This is a genomic window from Acinetobacter sp. YH12211 (assembly GCF_013418015.1).
In the GTDB taxonomy this organism is placed as follows: Bacteria; Pseudomonadota; Gammaproteobacteria; order Pseudomonadales; family Moraxellaceae; genus Acinetobacter; species Acinetobacter towneri.
Genome location: NZ_VPCW01000039.1, coordinates 1 through 16,059, shown reverse-complemented (window position 1 = coordinate 16,059; position 16,059 = coordinate 1). Strand labels below are relative to the sequence as shown.

Annotated in this window: 13 protein-coding genes and 1 rRNA gene; 9 read left to right on the top strand and 5 right to left on the bottom strand. The window is 42.2% G+C overall.

Features of this window, described 5'->3' with window-relative positions:
• Positions 1–103 (top strand): 5S ribosomal RNA (rrf, locus tag FTU98_RS12775); the annotation flags it as partial.
• Positions 104–224: 121 nt separating this feature from the next.
• Here rrf and FTU98_RS12770 read toward each other — a convergent pair.
• On the bottom strand, positions 225–908 hold the full coding sequence (locus FTU98_RS12770; protein WP_180051497.1) for a TIGR04219 family outer membrane beta-barrel protein: 684 nt from the start codon (positions 906–908) through the stop codon (positions 225–227).
• Positions 909–1,080: 172 nt separating this feature from the next.
• Here FTU98_RS12770 and FTU98_RS12765 point away from each other — a divergent pair, with 172 nt between their 5' ends.
• The 3 genes from FTU98_RS12765 (at position 1,081) to FTU98_RS12755 (ending at position 4,685) form a co-directional block, all read left to right on the top strand.
• Positions 1,081–2,523 (top strand): aldehyde dehydrogenase family protein, encoded by a 1,443-nt coding sequence (locus tag FTU98_RS12765; protein WP_180051496.1) that lies wholly within the window; start codon positions 1,081–1,083, stop codon positions 2,521–2,523.
• A gap of 565 nt (positions 2,524–3,088) precedes the next feature.
• On the top strand, positions 3,089–4,573 hold the full coding sequence (locus tag FTU98_RS12760; protein WP_180051495.1) for a sodium-dependent transporter: 1,485 nt from the start codon (positions 3,089–3,091) through the stop codon (positions 4,571–4,573).
• Between the two features lies 1 nt (position 4,574).
• Positions 4,575–4,685 carry a methionine/alanine import family NSS transporter small subunit gene (locus tag FTU98_RS12755; protein WP_004970370.1) on the top strand — a complete coding sequence of 37 codons (111 nt, stop codon included), beginning with the start codon at positions 4,575–4,577 and terminating at the stop codon, positions 4,683–4,685.
• Between the two features lie 302 nt (positions 4,686–4,987).
• On the opposite strand, the gene rsmB is transcribed toward FTU98_RS12755, so the two are convergent.
• Both rsmB and fmt read right to left on the bottom strand, forming a co-directional pair.
• Positions 4,988–6,295 carry a 16S rRNA (cytosine(967)-C(5))-methyltransferase RsmB gene (rsmB, locus tag FTU98_RS12750; RefSeq protein WP_180051494.1) on the bottom strand — a complete coding sequence of 436 codons (1,308 nt, stop codon included), beginning with the start codon at positions 6,293–6,295 and terminating at the stop codon, positions 4,988–4,990.
• A complete protein-coding gene (fmt, locus tag FTU98_RS12745) occupies positions 6,292–7,254 on the bottom strand; it encodes a methionyl-tRNA formyltransferase (RefSeq protein ID WP_179994460.1) in 963 nt (320 codons plus the stop codon). Before fmt ends, rsmB begins: the two co-directional genes overlap by 4 nt.
• A 370-nt stretch (positions 7,255–7,624) precedes the next feature.
• Here fmt and ilvD (FTU98_RS12740) point away from each other — a divergent pair, with 370 nt between their 5' ends.
• The 5 genes from ilvD (FTU98_RS12740) (at position 7,625) to FTU98_RS12720 (ending at position 13,570) form a co-directional block, all read left to right on the top strand.
• Complete coding sequence (ilvD, locus tag FTU98_RS12740) at positions 7,625–9,454, top strand: dihydroxy-acid dehydratase (RefSeq protein ID WP_019837334.1); 1,830 nt, start codon at positions 7,625–7,627, stop codon at positions 9,452–9,454.
• A 218-nt stretch (positions 9,455–9,672) separates the two neighbouring features.
• Positions 9,673–11,358 carry a dihydroxy-acid dehydratase gene (gene ilvD, locus FTU98_RS12735; protein WP_004970362.1) on the top strand — a complete coding sequence of 562 codons (1,686 nt, stop codon included), beginning with the start codon at positions 9,673–9,675 and terminating at the stop codon, positions 11,356–11,358.
• A 118-nt stretch (positions 11,359–11,476) separates the two neighbouring features.
• Complete coding sequence (locus tag FTU98_RS12730; protein WP_180051493.1) at positions 11,477–12,796, top strand: hypothetical protein; 1,320 nt, start codon at positions 11,477–11,479, stop codon at positions 12,794–12,796.
• On the top strand, positions 12,786–13,073 hold the full coding sequence (locus FTU98_RS12725; RefSeq protein WP_179988877.1) for a chorismate mutase: 288 nt from the start codon (positions 12,786–12,788) through the stop codon (positions 13,071–13,073). The genes FTU98_RS12730 and FTU98_RS12725 overlap by 11 nt, the downstream gene beginning before the upstream one ends.
• Before the next feature lie 317 nt (positions 13,074–13,390).
• Complete coding sequence (locus FTU98_RS12720) at positions 13,391–13,570, top strand: hypothetical protein (protein ID WP_004970356.1); 180 nt, start codon at positions 13,391–13,393, stop codon at positions 13,568–13,570.
• 279 nt (positions 13,571–13,849) lie between these two features.
• On the opposite strand, the gene FTU98_RS12715 is transcribed toward FTU98_RS12720, so the two are convergent.
• Together FTU98_RS12715 and FTU98_RS12710 are read right to left on the bottom strand one after the other, a co-directional pair.
• The gene (locus tag FTU98_RS12715; protein ID WP_004970352.1) at positions 13,850–15,148 is read right to left on the bottom strand and encodes a solute carrier family 23 protein; all 1,299 of its coding nucleotides are present in this window, start codon (positions 15,146–15,148) and stop codon (positions 13,850–13,852) included.
• 258 nt (positions 15,149–15,406) lie between these two features.
• Positions 15,407–15,892: a GGDEF domain-containing protein gene (locus FTU98_RS12710; RefSeq protein ID WP_286379081.1), complete on the bottom strand. Its 486-nt coding sequence runs from the start codon at positions 15,890–15,892 to the stop codon at positions 15,407–15,409.
• Between the last annotated feature and the right edge of the window lie 167 nt (positions 15,893–16,059).

The window sequence follows — 16,059 nt, the reverse complement described above, 5'->3', positions numbered from 1 at the left end:
AGCAAGAGTGAACCACCTGATCCCTTCCCGAACTCAGAAGTGAAACCTCTTCGCGCTGATGGTAGTGTGGGGTTACCCATGTGAGAGTAAGTCATCGCCAGCTCATTATTCTAAACACCCTCAACTAACGTTGAGGGTGTTTTTTTATGGATAAAATAAAATACTAAGAATAAAAAAACCTTAAACATAATTTAAGGGTTTTAAACTTATATAAATTCAAATACTTAGAAATGTGCTTCTAAGCCTAAATATGGACCTTTAAACTCTAATTGAGTTTCTTGGTTGGAATCTTGATTCAGTTTAATGTCTAAGATGCGATAACCCGCTTTTAAACCGACATCCACTAGAATCGCATCAATAAAGTTATATTTAATTTCAGCTTGAGCATCACGCACTTCATTGTCGCTATTTTTGGCGTAATTTGCTTCAGCTTTGGCACTTAAACCCGTAAACGGTAATTTAACTGCTGCCTCTGCATATAACATAGCTAAAGTTTCACTGACGTCTTGTGTTGAAAACAAATTAGATCTTAAGTCACCTTCAAGTACTTTGGCGCCAAATCCAACATCTGCTGCAACAATGTTATCTAAAATTTCATAATATAAAATGAAGTCTGAGTAATCTAAATCCAGCTGATTGATTTTTACACCAGCAGCGCTTTGCTCGCTTTCGGCCTGCAAATTGGCATGCTTAATTTTGGCATTGGGTAAAAAAGGAACAGGATGTTCTACTGCCAGAGTAAAGGGTAAGGCAAAATCGTCATCTAAGTTTGGTGATAACTGAGCCTGATTCCAGTCTGCGCTATATTTCCAATAATCTACACTGGCTTTTACCCCAATAATATCGGCATGAACCGCTGAACAACCAATTAAGCTGCATGCTAAAGCAAAACGTTGTAATGTAAGCATATAAACCCTAGTATTTTTCATCATCATTTGGGATGAATGGTTTAGTGTTGTGATGTTCTCGTGACAAAAAATCATGTGAAATATTGTCCAACTTAGCGCATCATACATTTTCTTGAATCAAAATTCTTGTAAAAATATAGCCTAATTCGCGCCAAAAATAGAGGATTTCAGTATGCAAAATACCCATCCACCTGTCGATTACCCGCTCTATCTTGCCAATAAAGCCGTAGAAACAGGGCAATGGTTAGCCGTTCAGCATAAATATTCTCAAAAAGTATATGCGCGTGTTGCACTTGCCGATGAAAAAAGTATTGAAAAGGCCATTCGTGCAGCCGTAAAAGCAGAAGCTGAAATGGCAAAGTTACAGCCCTTTCAAAAACAAAAAATTCTGTTGCATTGTGTGCAGCGTTTTCAAAACATGCGTGAAGAATTGGTCGAGATTTTAATTGCTGAAGGTGGAAAGCCACGTTTGGCCGCGATGGCAGAAGTTGAACGTTTAATTAATACCTTCCAAATTGCTGCAGATGCAGTGTCTCAACTAGATGAAGGACAAATTTTACCGTTGGCGGTGACGGCTGCTGCTGCGAATTATCAAGGGATGGTTAAGCATGTACCCATTGGTGCTGTGTCTTTGATCAGCCCTTTTAATTTTCCGTTGAATTTAACTGCACATAAAATTGCGCCCGCGATTGCTGCAGGTTGCCCTTTTGTATTAAAACCTGCCAGCGCCACGCCTATTTCAGCATTGAAAATTGCAGAAGTGTTGGCTGAAACAGATTTACCTAAAGGTGCGTTTTCAGTATTACCTTGTGAGCGTGAGCAAGCCGATGTTTTAGTGACTGATGACCGTTTTAAACTGCTCAGTTTTACTGGTTCAGATGTGGTGGGTTGGGATATGAAAGCCCGCGCAGGACGCAAAAAAGTAACGCTAGAGTTGGGCGGCAATGCAGCGGTGATGATTGAACCCGATACTGAACTGAATGATGCATTGATTCATCGCTTAATTAGTGGGGCGTATAATCATGCAGGACAGGTGTGTATTAGTGTGCAACGTATTTTGGCGCATGACGACGTGTATGCTGAACTGAAAAAGAAACTTGTGAGTCAGCTTAAGAAAATTAAAGCAGCAGATCCTGATTTGGACAGTACTTTAGTCGGGCCAATGATTAAGGAAGCTGAAGCGCAGCGCTTGAAAAAGTGGATTGATAAAGCGGTGAAAAAAGGTGCAAAAATATTGGCAGGTGGCGAGCTGAAAGGTGTGATGTTTGAGCCGACTTTATTGGAACAGGTCGATCCAAACTTGGAGGTTTATAAAGATGAAGTTTTTGGCCCTGTTGCCATTTTGGAAAAATATTCATCTTTTGAACAAGGAATTACACGTATTAACCAAAGCCGTTTTGGTTTACAGGCGGGTATTTATACACAAAGCTTGGAAAAAATGCTGTATGCATGGGATCAGTTACAAGTTGGTGGGGTGATTATTAATGATATTCCATCGTTCCGTGTGGACAATATGCCTTATGGTGGAGTGAAAGATTCGGGTTTAGGGCGTGAAGGGATTCAATCTGCTATTCGGGATATGCAGGAAGAGCGTTTATTGGTAATTAAGCGTTAAGTATCTGATCTAATGATGCATCGTTATAAATAAAGAGAAAGGATGAGTTAACTCTGAATTTTGAGATGATTGATTACAGTGCTGTAGTTCGGTGAATAATAGGCTACAGCGCTGCTAAAATAGGTGAAAATTAAAATAACTCAAATAGCATCAAAATTTCATTCCAAATAGTTATACAATTTATAACTAAAAAATCAAGTCAAAATGGAGTGGAATTTGAACGTTTGATTAAAAAAATGCATACAAAAAGCATCTTTCTAAGCAGAATTTACAGAAAAATTGTTCAAAAATGAGTATTGTTAAGCCATACAAAAGCGCAATATTGGGCAAAGACTTTAAGCAAGATTTTCCGAATATTTCGCTGTTTGACCTTTAGAATTTGATGCTCAAAAGGTGTGACTCTAAAGCAAACACCCAGATTTTCATTTTTTGCAGGATATTTTTTGCGTGCGCTAAAGTACCGTTATATAAAGTAAATTTAAGCTAATGAAAAAGCAAGTTATTTATATAAAAGGTCAGAATTAAAAAACAAGCAGCAAAAAATAACCTGAAGTTTAGGTGTTCTATGACAGATTCTCGTGAGAGTTGGTCCGCGCGATCAGGCTTTATTATCGCAGCCATTGGTTCTGCGGTCGGGTTGGGCAATATTTGGCGTTTCCCTTATGTTGCGTATGAAAATGGCGGCGGCGCATTTTTAATCCCTTATTTAATTGCGATCTTTGCCGCAGGTTTGCCATTGCTGTTTTTGGACTATGCAGTTGGGCATAAATACCGTAAAGCACCACCAACCGCTTATAAAAAGCTCATGAACAGTGAAGCATTGGGCTGGTGGCAGGTGATGGTGACTTTGCTGATTGGTATTTACTATGCCAGCGTATTGTCTTGGGCAGGCAGTTATATGTTCTATTCCATTGGTCAGCAATGGGGAACAGACACTGAAAAATTCTTTTTCACAAGCTACTTACAAAATGGTGAAGGCTTAGCCTTTGGTTTTGTACCAACCTTATTTATTGGTCTAGTCATCGTATGGACGGTGGTGATGTTCATTTTATACGGCGGGGTGAAAAAAGGGGTTGAGCTGTCAAATAAAATCTTTATACCACTTTTGCTGATTTTGTTCTCTATTCTCGTGGTTCAAGCTTTACGTTTACCGGGTGCAGTCGATGGCTTAAATGCTTTCTTTACGCCTAACTGGGAAGCGATGGCGAACTATAAAGTATGGTTAGCTGCCTTTGGTCATATCTTCTTCTCACTTTCAGTGGGTTTCGGGATTATGTTGACCTACTCATCTTACCTAAAACCTAAAACCAACTTGACTGGTTCAGGCTTGGTGGTTGCACTTGCAAACTCATCTTTTGAAATTTTAGCGGGTATTGGTATTTTTGCTGCGCTTGGTTTCATGGCGTACAGCGCAGGTTCATCGGTAGATGAAGTGGTTTCTGGTGGTATTGGTTTAGCCTTTATTGCATTCCCGAAAATCATTTCAAGCTTGGGTGCAGGTGGCGATTTATTTGGTTTCTTATTCTTCGCTTCATTGACGGTTGCAGGGGTGACCTCAATGGTGAGTATTCTGCAAGTGCCCATTGCTGCGTTCCAAGACAAACTGGGTTGGTCGCGTAAGCGTGCAGTAACCATCATTGCGGGTGGTTCAGCTATTGTTTCAACCATTTTATTCTCTACCCACAGCGCGATCACTTTTGTCGACATCATTGACTACTTTGCCAACAACATTGGTATTGTTGGTGGTGGTTTATTGTCGATCATTTTGGTGACTTGGTTCCGTCGTCCATTGCTCAAAGAATTGCAGCAACACGTTAACCAATACTCAAGCATTAAATTGGGTTGGGGCTGGAATTTCCTATTAACCATCGTGACTCCGCTTTCATTGCTCGTGGCTTTAGGCTTAACCCTGAAATCTATTTTTGCAGAAGGCTATGGTGGTTATCCATTACACATTTTACTCACCGTGGGTGGTGGTACCGTAGTGCTCTTTATTATTGGCGCGGTATTGCTTAGCCGCTTAAAAGATCACGACGCAGCGGAGAAATAAGATGAATACATCTGCATTGGTGATGTTGATTATTTCAACAGTGGTACTTTGGGGTGGTTTAGTTTTGGCGATGATTCACCTGATCAAAAACCCAGATGAACTTGAAGACTAAGCATTTTACTGAACGAGTGCAATGTTGTAAGGCATTGCACAGCCTGAGCAAAAACAAGCACTGCTTTGTTTGCAGCGCAAGGCGCAGCGAAGGACAAGCATATTTTTTGCTGCTATTGCGTTATGTGCCAGTCATTTAGAATGACTAAATTTCCTGTCCCATGCCTTATATCAGCTAAAAAATATGCGTCGTCGCAAACATAGACGAAGTGTCAACAGACCCTAAATTAACCCTTGATTGATTCAAGGGTTATTTTTTTGGAAAGGCTATTAAATGAGAAGAATCGTTAAAACAGAAACAGCTTAGGCGGTTTTTTCAATACGACAATAATAAAAACCATCCCCGCGTCCTTGTTGCGGCAATAATTGGCGTCCATACAGTTGTGGAATGCCCCAATCTGCATCAATTTTGACTTCTTTGGCATTTTGATGTTCGGCAAAGAATTGCTGCATTTGCTGTTCATTTTCGGCTTTTAAAACCGAGCAGGTAATGTAAAGCAAGGTGCCACCAACTTTGAGTTGCTGCCACATCTGCTGCAAAATCTGTTGCTGTAATGCCACCGTTTGCTGAATATCGCTAGATTGACGCAGCAAACGAATATCTGGATGGCGACGCAAGACTCCAATTGCAGAACACGGTGCATCCAATACAATACAGTCCACTGCTTCACTGGCATTCCATGTGGTTGCATCGGCAGCCAAAATTTCAACTTGCGCTTCTTGATTCAGTTGCAGACGTTCTAGGTTTTCGCTGACACGTAACAGACGTTTGGCATCCTGATCTAAGGCAATCAATTTTTTAGGCTGAAATTTTTCGAGCAGATGCGCTGTTTTACCGCCGGGTGCTGCGCAGGCATCGACCACGACTTTGCCATCTAAATTTGGCAAGAGCGTTGCACACAGTTGGGCATGTTCATCCTGAACGGAAAATACGCCTTCATCAAAACCAGGTAAGTCAGGAATGTGCACATTTTGCAACATCACAATGCCGACTTCAGACACGGTGCAAGCTTCTGCTGCAATCTCTTGTTCCTGCAAAATTTCTAAATAGTCATCACGGCTGATTTGGCGTGTATTAACCCTTAAGGTCAGAGGTGCGGTTTGCTTTAAAGTTTGCGTCAGTTGTTCTAATTGTTCAGGCCAATCTTTTTTCAAGCGTTTATACAACCAACTTGGCAAACCATGTGCTTGTGCCAAAGCCGTTTGAAATTCCGATGTTTCACGTGAAACACGACGCAGAATCGCATTCACCACACCGCTGAGTGCTTGATAGCCCAATTGTTTGGCTGCAGTTACGGTTTCTGAAATTGCGGCATGACTGGCTACACGGGTGCAAAGCACTTGATATAAGCCAACATATAAACAGGTTTCAACGGTTTCATTGTTGAGTGGTTTTACCAACAGCGGCAAAGTAATGCTTTTTAGGGCATACCATTGTCGCAAGGTGCCCAAAACCAGCTCATGAAACAAGGCGCGGTCACGTTCTGCGACTTTACTTAAATGTGCAGGTAAAACGCTCGCCAATGATTGCCCTTGTTGTACAGCCAATAGCGTACGGATGACTTGGGCACGCAAGTTCAAATGTGAGTTGCCTGATTCAGAATGGCTCATGCGAGAACTTGTCCTGTTTGAAGTTTTTGAGTTTGAATGATTTGCACAGGATTCAGCGGTTTAGCACCTGGCCATTGCAACGAGCTTAAGCATACCGCTTGTTGATCGCCACAAGCGACGTGTACGCCTTGTTTGTCCAGTTTTAAAATTGTGCCTGCAGCTTTGCCTTGTGCAGATTCATCCGATAATGCTGAACCCCAAACGCGCAAGTTTTGAGTGTCATCTAAAGGGATAAACGCCACAGGCCACGGATTAAAGGCACGGATATTACGGTCAATTTCGGCTGCAGTTTGTGACCAGTTAATTTGCGCTTCGGCTTTCGTCAGTTTGTGTGCGTAGACCGTCAAGGCTTCATCTTGCACTTCACGCGCAGCCAAATAGTCTTGCAATTTTTGCTCTGAAGCCAATACTTCAACAATCGCTTCAGCACCTTGCTGTGCCAGTTTGTCATGTAAAGTGGCAGAGGTGTCTGTGGCAGTAATTGGGCATAGGGTTTTATACATCATATCGCCTGTATCTAAGCCTGCAGCCATTTTCATAATGGTAATGCCTGTTTCGGTATCACCTGTGGCAATAGCACGCTGAATCGGCGCTGCACCACGCCAACGTGGTAGTAAAGAACCGTGAATATTCAAGCAGCCATATTTTGGAGTATCTAAAACCACTTGCGGCAAAATTAAACCATAGGCAGCAACCACCATCACATCGGCATTCAATGCAGCCAATTCTTGTTGAGCCGCCAGACCTTCTTCAGTAGATGATTTAAAATGTAAAGGTTGATAGACAGGAAGATCGTGTTGTAGTGCCAATTGCTTCACCGCAGATGCTGTGAGTTTTTGTCCGCGTCCTGCTTTACGGTCAGGCTGGGTGTAAACCGCGACAATCTCATGTTCGGTGTTCAGGAGTGCTGCCAAAGCGCTTGCAGCAAATTCAGGCGTACCTGCAAAAACGATTTTCAATGGAAATCAACCCATAGTTTTAGATGACGCGGCAATTATAACAAATTGCGGCTCAAAGGTCGGAACGGGTTGTAACAAATCCACCTTGTCGCTGTGCTATAAATTATTATGATAAAAATTAGTAATGCAAAATTTAAAAATTATTCATGAAAGTTTTGTATTGCATTCAGTATGATCAACAAAGTGCTGTAGTTTTTCGTCACTTTTTATCCATCATAAAGTTGGTAAAGCAGCAGCCTTACTACCTCAAGCTGTAGTAAAATAGAAAGACTCTTAAACTATTTTGCAGTGATACAGATCTTGCAAACAGTATTATTTCGCCAGAATGAATTTCAGATTCATTTCAGCACAACCAAGTTGGAACTTTATAATGCCTGACTATCGTTCAAAAACATCGACACACGGAAGAAATATGGCGGGTGCACGCGGCTTATGGCGTGCAACGGGTATGAAAGACGAAGATTTCGGTAAGCCGATTATTGCGGTGGTCAACTCATTTACACAATTTGTACCTGGCCATGTGCATTTAAAAGACCTCGGTCAAATGGTGGCAGAGCAAATTCAGGCGGCAGGTGGTGTTGCCAAAGAATTTAACACCATTGCTGTAGATGACGGGATTGCCATGGGTCATGACGGCATGTTGTATTCATTGCCATCGCGTGACTTGATTGCCGACTCGGTAGAATACATGGTCAGCGCACACTGCGCCGATGCAATGGTGTGTATATCCAACTGTGACAAAATCACACCAGGGATGCTGATGGCTGCTATGCGTCTGAACATTCCAGTGGTGTTTGTGTCTGGCGGCCCAATGGAAGCAGGTAAAGTCAAAATTCGTGGCAATGAACACGCGATTGACTTGATTGACGCGATGATTGTGGCGGCAGATGACAACTATACGGATGAAGAAGTTGCTGAATATGAGCGTTCTGCATGTCCAACTTGTGGTTCATGCTCAGGGATGTTCACTGCAAACTCAATGAACTGCTTAACAGAAGCTCTAGGTTTATCTTTACCGGGCAACGGTTCAATTGTAGCAACTCACGCCAACCGTAAAAAACTGTTTGATAAAGCAGGTCAGTTGATTGTGGAATTGGCCAAACGCCATTATGAACAAGACGATTACAGCGTATTGCCACGTTCAATTGCAACCAAAGCATCTTATGAAAATGCTATGACGTTGGACATTGCCATGGGCGGTTCAACCAACACCGTACTGCACTTGTTGGCGGCTGCCAATGAGGCAGGTGTGGATTTCACCATGGATGACATTGACCGTTTATCACGTAAAGTGCCTGTACTATGTAAAGTAGCGCCTGCAAAACAAGATGTTCACATGGAAGATGTACACCGTGCGGGTGGCATTATGTCTATTTTAGGCGAGCTGGATCGCGCAGGTTTATTGGACACTTCAGTAGGCACAGTTCACGAAGCGACTTTAAAAGATGCTTTGGATAAATGGGACATCATCCGTACCGAAAATGAAGACGTTTACCAGTTCTTCCGTTCTGCACCGGGCGGCGTACCCACCCAAACAGCATTCTCACAAGACCGTTACTATTCACGTTTAGATGGTGACCGTGACAATGGTGTGATTCGTAATGCAGAACACGCTTTCTCTAAAGATGGTGGTTTGGCGGTACTTTACGGCAATATTGCTTTAGATGGCTGTATTGTAAAAACTGCAGGGGTGGATGATTCTATTTTGAAATTCAACGGCACAGCACGTGTTTTTGAAAGTCAGGATGCTGCTGTAGACGCGATTTTGGGCGGTAAAATTACAGCGGGTGATGTGGTGGTGATTCGCTACGAAGGCCCACGTGGTGGCCCAGGTATGCAAGAAATGCTCTATCCAACCAGCTATTTGAAATCGAAAGGTTTAGGCAAAGAATGTGCCTTACTGACCGATGGTCGTTTCTCGGGCGGTTCTTCAGGTCTTTCAATTGGTCACGTTTCTCCAGAAGCGGCTGAAGGTGGTGCGATTGGTCTGGTTGAAGATGGTGACCGTATCGAAATTGATATTCCAAACCGCAGCATTCACTTGGCGGTAGATGACGCAACTATGGCGGCACGTCGTGAAGCGCAAGAAGCTAAAGGCTGGCATCCTGCAGAAGAACGTCCACGTAAAATTTCTAAAGCGTTGAAAGCTTATGCCATGCATACCACCAGTGCGGCAAAAGGTGCGGTACGTGAAATCTAAGCAGTACTTGGCAATTTAAGCTGCTACAAAAAAGCACTCCAAAATTGGGGTGCTTTTTTATGTGTCTGCAATGAGCGATGTCAGTATCGCAGCAAATTTGAGCGATGAAATTAGACAGGCATTTTCGTTTACATCCTGCCTGCTTTCGATACAATGAAAAATAAAATAAATTGTCATGATGAACACGACATTTCACCCATCTTGCTAAGGAATCAGCCATGAGTAAACAGAATATCCGCGAACATTCAGCCGAAGTCTATGAAGGCATTGAAAATGCACCAGCACGTTCCATGATGCGCGCGGTGGGTTTTAAGGATGAAGATTTTACTCGTCCATTTATTGGCATTGCATCGACTTGGGCCAATGTCACACCATGTAATATGCATATTGATGGCTTAGCGCGCGAAGCAGAAACAGGCGTGAATCAGGCTGGTGGTAAAGGTATTATTTTCAATACCATCACCATTTCAGACGGTATTTCTAACGGCACCGAAGGCATGAAATATTCACTGGTTTCACGTGAAATCATTGCCGATTCAATTGAAGCTGTGGTGGGCTGTCAGGCCTATGATGGTGTGATTGCAATTGGTGGCTGTGATAAAAACATGCCAGGTTGCATTATGGGACTGGCGCGTTTAAACCGTCCAGGCTTGTTTGTGTATGGCGGAACGATTAAACCTGGTGCAGGACACACCGATATTATTTCGGTATTTGAAGCCGTGGGTCAGCATGCCAAAGGTGAAATTAACGAAATTCAGGTCAAACAAATTGAAGAAGTGGCTTTGCCAGGTGCAGGCTCTTGTGGTGGCATGTACACCGCGAACTCTATGGCATCGGCCATTGAAGCATTGGGCATGAGTTTACCAGGGTCTTCGGCACAAGAAGCTGTTTCTCAAGATAAAATGGATGACTGCCAACGTGCAGGCGAAGCGGTCATGAATCTGTTACGTCTGGATATTAAACCACGTGACATTATGACCAAATCTGCCTTTGAAAATGCCATTAAAGTGCTGATTGCTTTGGGTGGATCGACCAATGGTGTACTGCATTTAATTGCCATGGCACATTCTGCAGGGGTTGAACTGACACTAGATGATTTCGTGCGTATTGGTCAGGAAACTCCAGTGGTGGCCGATGTACGTCCATCGGGCAAGTATTTAATGTCGGAGCTGATTGCCATTGGCGGCATTCAACCATTGATGAAACGTATGTTAGATGCAGGCATGCTCGATGGTTCTTGCTTAACGGTTACAGGTAAAACTTTGGCAGAAAACTTGGCCGATGTTGCTGATTATCCTGAAGGTCAGCAAATTATTTTACCGTTTGATGCGCCAATCAAAAAAGATTCACACTTGGTGGTTTTAAAAGGCAACTTATCACCTACGGGCGCAGTGGCAAAAATTACAGGCAAAGAAGGCTTGTATTTTGAAGGCCCTGCACGTGTCTTTGAAGGTGAAATTGGTGCGATGCGCGGTATTTTAGATGGCGAAGTGCAAGAAGGTGAAGTGGTGGTGATTCGCGGCGAAGGCCCTAAAGGCGGCCCGGGTATGCCAGAAATGCTGAAACCAACTTCTGCAATTATTGGTAAAGGTTTGGGTAATTCAGTCGCGTTAATTACCGATGGACGTTTTTCGGGTGGCAGTCACGGTTTTGTGATTGGGCATGTGACCCCAGAAGCGTATGAAGGCGGGCCAATTGGTCTGGTGAAAAATGGCGATAAAATTTCGATTAATGCCGAAACCCGTGAAATGACTTGGCATGTGTCGGAAGAGGAAATGGCAGCACGTAAAGCGGCATGGGTCAAACCAAAGCCAAACTATACCCATGGTGCATTGGCGAAATTTGCTAAATTGGCATCGGGCGCAGAAAAAGGTGCAGTGACTGATCTGAATTTAGAGGTCTAATTGATCATTTTTATATGAATTGATATAAATCCTTGTGTACTATTGAAGGACGAGCGCACATGATTTGCATGTGGCTTGTCCCCAAACCACAAGGATTTTCTTTTTAGAGGCTGATCTCATGTCACTGTTACGCCGTTGGTTCGATCCGATCAGATCGAGTTGGTTTTATCAAAAACCATCTCGGCAAGCGGTGTTGCCCACGGAACACGGACTGAGTGTGTATTTACGTCTAGATGATGTATATAGCTATTTGGCGGTACAGCAGTTGCCGCAATTAGAAGATATTCTGGCCGATGAATTAAAACCTTTAACCGTGGTGATTTCGCGGCAAAGTGGCGATGCACCGAATCAAATGTCGGCTGCAGAATGGCAAAATTATTGTATTCAAGATGCACAAATTCTTGCCAAACAACACCGTTTTAGTTTTCACGATAGCCCTGAACCACCGACTGCAGAGGCCTTAATGCAGGCAGAAGCTATTTTGCGGCATACGCCGTTACGTGGTCAGGATTTCTTGTATTTACTCGAAGATGTGTTTCACATGCTGTGGCAAAAGCAGTCGGGTAAATTACGCACTTTATATGCCATGTCCAGCCGTCATCATCAAATTCAGGATTTTCCTGAACGGGTTTTTGATGATGCACCTGTATTGGCCAGTTATTTTGAGTTTGGTGGACGTAAATATCATGCGGTCGATGATTTATTGCGTTTGACACGCCGTTTAAAACAACAAAAATTACTCACCGATAATCCTATTTTCTTGATCAATCACATTGAATGGCGAGAACATTTAATTAGTGATGCCGAAGAACTCAATGAAATTCAGGCACTCGACCCTGAACTGGATTTGTATATTGCACTGGAAGACCCGATTTCTTGGTTGTTATTGGCGTATATCAAAGAAGAATTAGCTGCCTATTACAATATCCATTTGAATGTGTATCCCTTGTCTTATCATGGACGCGACTGGTTTGACTGGAGTTTGGCAACACGTTTATCTAAACGTACTGATGTTGCGTTTACGCCGTTTTGCCGCCCGACTGAGCAGGCGACTTATCAAATGGCACAACTGTATTACAGTGCGCCTGAAGAACAGCGTGTGGATGCCATGTATCGCATTTTGCAGGCGGTATGGACGAGGGGACAGGATTTATCCTTTAAAGCGCATTTTGAGCGTATGCAGCGTGAACTGGAGTTAGATCAACTGACCACAGTCGATGTGACCGAGTTGCTCAAAGAAAACGATATGCTGTGTGAAATGAAATCTCAGCCCGATTTTCCTGTGTTGGAATTGCGCATAGATGGGCAAAGCTACGTGTTTAACAGCTTATATCGGGTGTGGATGATTGAAAGTATTTTCAGTAATGTGTTAGAAGAAAAGTATAAGAGTGAAAACGAAACCGAAACTGAAAGTGTAGCCCAAGCCCATGAACAATGAAAAAGTAAACTCATTACAACAAGCACGTGACAAAATAGACCAAATTGATGTGGCTTTAATTGAACTGATTGCATCGCGTCAGTTTTATGTCGATCAGGCCATGCGCCATAAACAGACTGTGGAAGATGTACAGTCACCGCAGCGCGTGAAAGAAGTGATTGAAAAAGTCCGTACTTTGGCTCTGCAACATGCAGTCGATCCTGACATGGTCGAGCGTTTGTATCACGATATGATTCAGCATTTTATTCAGCGTGAATTAAAAGAATTCCGTCCTTAATTGATCTATCCCTAAGTTTGGGCGATGCTTCAAACGCAGCCCAAACTTTGCGTTTTTGCGGTAAAACCGCGTATTTATATGCCATCTTGGTATTCAAAGCATAATTTTTAAAAATAATTTGCTTATTTTTTCTGCAGGTGGTTTTAAGCGCAAAGCCTTGCCTGTCTTGGCTTTGCTGGGTTTTTAAAAAGAATTGGTAAAAAAAAGAATATGATTTTATTACATTTTTTAATATTGTAAGTTTGCTTTATTTTAAAAAGTATATATATTGTATATACATCTTTTGCAAAGCAGTCTTTATTTTGGAGAGATCAGCAATGAACGAGCAAATCAAAAAAATAAAGACAGGCAAGAAAGATGGACAACTTTTAATTCGTATTAATAGTACTGAACGTGATGAATTTATTCGTTTATGTGAAGAACTTGATACTAGTGCTGCTCGTGAATTAAGAAAATTTATTCGTAGTTTTGTGAAACAACACAATGGCAACGAATAGCCTTACTAAGGAGTAATACCATGGCTAAGCAAGTTAAATCTTTGAAGCAACAAATCAAAGCACGTTTGAAAAAGATTTCAAAACATAAAGGCAAATTGAAGCAACTTAAGCAAGAGCTTAAAAAACAGAAATAAGCCAAGTAAAAGCATTATCTCTTAAAAACGGTTCATTCTAGACAGACCGTTTGAGGTAAAAAAAGACCGAACAATCACTGTTGTTCGGTCTTTTTGCATTGTTTCGGCATTTGCTTAGGTTCAAGCAAATGACCGCAAGTTCTGATTAAGAGGGATCACGCAAACTAAAGAACCAGTTCAGGAACAAGGCTGCAAAAGTTGCTGTCCCAATCCCGCCCAAGTTAAAGCTGCCCAATTGTAGTGCAAAGTCACCCGTTCCTAAAATAATGGTCACGGCAGCCACCATCAGGTTCTTGTTTTTAGAAAAATCGACCTTGTTTTCAATCCAGATTTTTGCGCCAGCAATGGTAATCAAACCAAATACCACAATCGAAGCGCCCGTTAAAATGGCGGTAGGAATGGTATGGATAATTGCCCCAAATTTTGGTGATAAGCCAAGGAAAATAGCAAAGACTCCCGCCACCACAAAAATAATCGTGGAATACACGCGGGTAACAGCCATCACCCCAATGTTTTCACCATAGGTAGTCATACCCGGTGCACCGACACCACCTGCAAGGGTTGTGGCAACACCATCTGCTACAAAGGCTTTACCAATGTGTGGATCGAGGTTTTCACCAGTCATGGCACCTACTGCTTTAATGTGTCCCAAGTTCTCTGCCACCAAAATGAAGGCAATTGGGGCAATAATCAGCATGGCATTCACATCAAATACAGGCGCATGAAAGTCTGGTACGCCAAACCAAGCGGCTTGCTGAATCGGTGCGAAGTTAATTGGCGTCCCCCAACCCATGACATTGGTGACTACAAAATAGATCAGATACGATATGAGCAAGCCAATCAGGAGCAAGAGGCGTTGCAGTAAACCTTTGGTAAATACGGCAATCATGCCCATACATAGCACAGTCACCAAGGCCATCCACATATTAAATGGATTGCCTGCAACCGCTTTGACCGTGACAGGAGCAAGGTTTAAACCAATGATCATCACCACCGCACCTGTCACCACAGGTGGCATTAATTTTTCAATCCAGCGGGTGCCAGTAGCCATCACCAAAAAGCCAATCAGGGCATATAAAATACCGCAGGCAATAATCCCGCCTGCCGCAACCCCAATATTGGCATTTAAACCGCCTGCTGCGCCTGCATAGCCTGTGGCAGCAATCACCACCCCAATAAAGGCAAAGCTTGAGCCTAAATAACTTGGAACACGCCCACCTGTCATGAAAAAGAACAGGATGGTACAAATTCCTGACATTAAAATGGCAAGGTTCGGATCAAAGCCCATTAAAAAAGGTGCAAGTACAGTGGCACCAAACATGGCAAATGCGTGTTGTATCCCCAATACAACGGTTTGTGCAGGCGGTAGATACTCATTGGTACCTACAGGACGTGCATCAATGCTGCCTTCATAAGGGCGCCATTTGGGAAACCAATTGGACATAAAGTAAGCACTCAAAAGCTAAATTGAGCACATCATACTCTTGTATTGCCTAAATTTTTTAAAAATTTTGCCAGAAAACAGATCAGCTGCTTATTTTTAGGATTAAATTTTACTATTTGATAAAATTTACATTTAATATAAATAAGTAATTTTATTTATAAATTTAAAGAATGTATTGCAGTCACTTAGTGATAGTCGCAGTTTAAAAAAAATTGTATGACCTGCGATTTTTGTTTGTATTTTAAACAAAATTAATATTCATGATTCAATATCTTGCTGCACATTATTACGTCCACTTTGCTTGGCTTTATACAGCGCAGCATCAGTACGCTGAATTAATTCATGTTGATCTGCATGATAAACATATAAGGCACTTAAACCAAAACTTGCGGTAATTTGAATCTCATGTTCTGCATAGGCAATACGATGTTGTTCAATGGCAATTCTGCAGCGTTCCAGTACATTTTGGGCAATTTGCGGTGAGGTATTGGAGAAAATAATCATAAATTCTTCGCCACCAAAACGTCCGATAATATCTTCACTGCGTAGATTTTTTTGCAAAATTTTTGGAATTTGCTTGAGTACCTGATCCCCTCCATCGTGTCCATAGCGATCATTTACTTGCTTAAACCAGTCTAAATCGAGCAGGGCAAGGCAGATGTGTTCTTTGTTTTGCCCCGCCAATTGTTTTTGATTCACCAGTTGGTTGAATTTTATGCTTAAACCGCGTCGGTTGAGAGTAATTAACTATAACTAAAAATATAGACAAATATTTGCATAAGTTCTCATTTTGTCTATGTCGATTCAGTAGTGGCAAGGTGGGTATTTATTAGAGATTTAAATGATTATCTTTTGTATTTTAGGTGAGTGTCTTGGTATATTAGCATCCATATCTATTGATTATCCAATCC

Coding starts and splice junctions, on each gene's coding strand:
- FTU98_RS12760 (WP_180051495.1), top strand. CDS start 3,089: ATGACAGATTCTCGTGAGAGTTGGTCCGCGCGATCAGGCTTTATTATC.
- ilvD (WP_019837334.1), top strand. CDS start 7,625: ATGCCTGACTATCGTTCAAAAACATCGACACACGGAAGAAATATGGCG.
- FTU98_RS12770 (WP_180051497.1), bottom strand. CDS start 908: ATGCTTACATTACAACGTTTTGCTTTAGCATGCAGCTTAATTGGTTGT.
- FTU98_RS12730 (WP_180051493.1), top strand. CDS start 11,477: ATGTCACTGTTACGCCGTTGGTTCGATCCGATCAGATCGAGTTGGTTT.
- FTU98_RS12725 (WP_179988877.1), top strand. CDS start 12,786: ATGAACAATGAAAAAGTAAACTCATTACAACAAGCACGTGACAAAATA.
- FTU98_RS12755 (WP_004970370.1), top strand. CDS start 4,575: ATGAATACATCTGCATTGGTGATGTTGATTATTTCAACAGTGGTACTT.
- rsmB (WP_180051494.1), bottom strand. CDS start 6,295: ATGAGCCATTCTGAATCAGGCAACTCACATTTGAACTTGCGTGCCCAA.
- ilvD (WP_004970362.1), top strand. CDS start 9,673: ATGAGTAAACAGAATATCCGCGAACATTCAGCCGAAGTCTATGAAGGC.
- FTU98_RS12720 (WP_004970356.1), top strand. CDS start 13,391: ATGAACGAGCAAATCAAAAAAATAAAGACAGGCAAGAAAGATGGACAA.
- FTU98_RS12765 (WP_180051496.1), top strand. CDS start 1,081: ATGCAAAATACCCATCCACCTGTCGATTACCCGCTCTATCTTGCCAAT.
- FTU98_RS12715 (WP_004970352.1), bottom strand. CDS start 15,148: ATGTCCAATTGGTTTCCCAAATGGCGCCCTTATGAAGGCAGCATTGAT.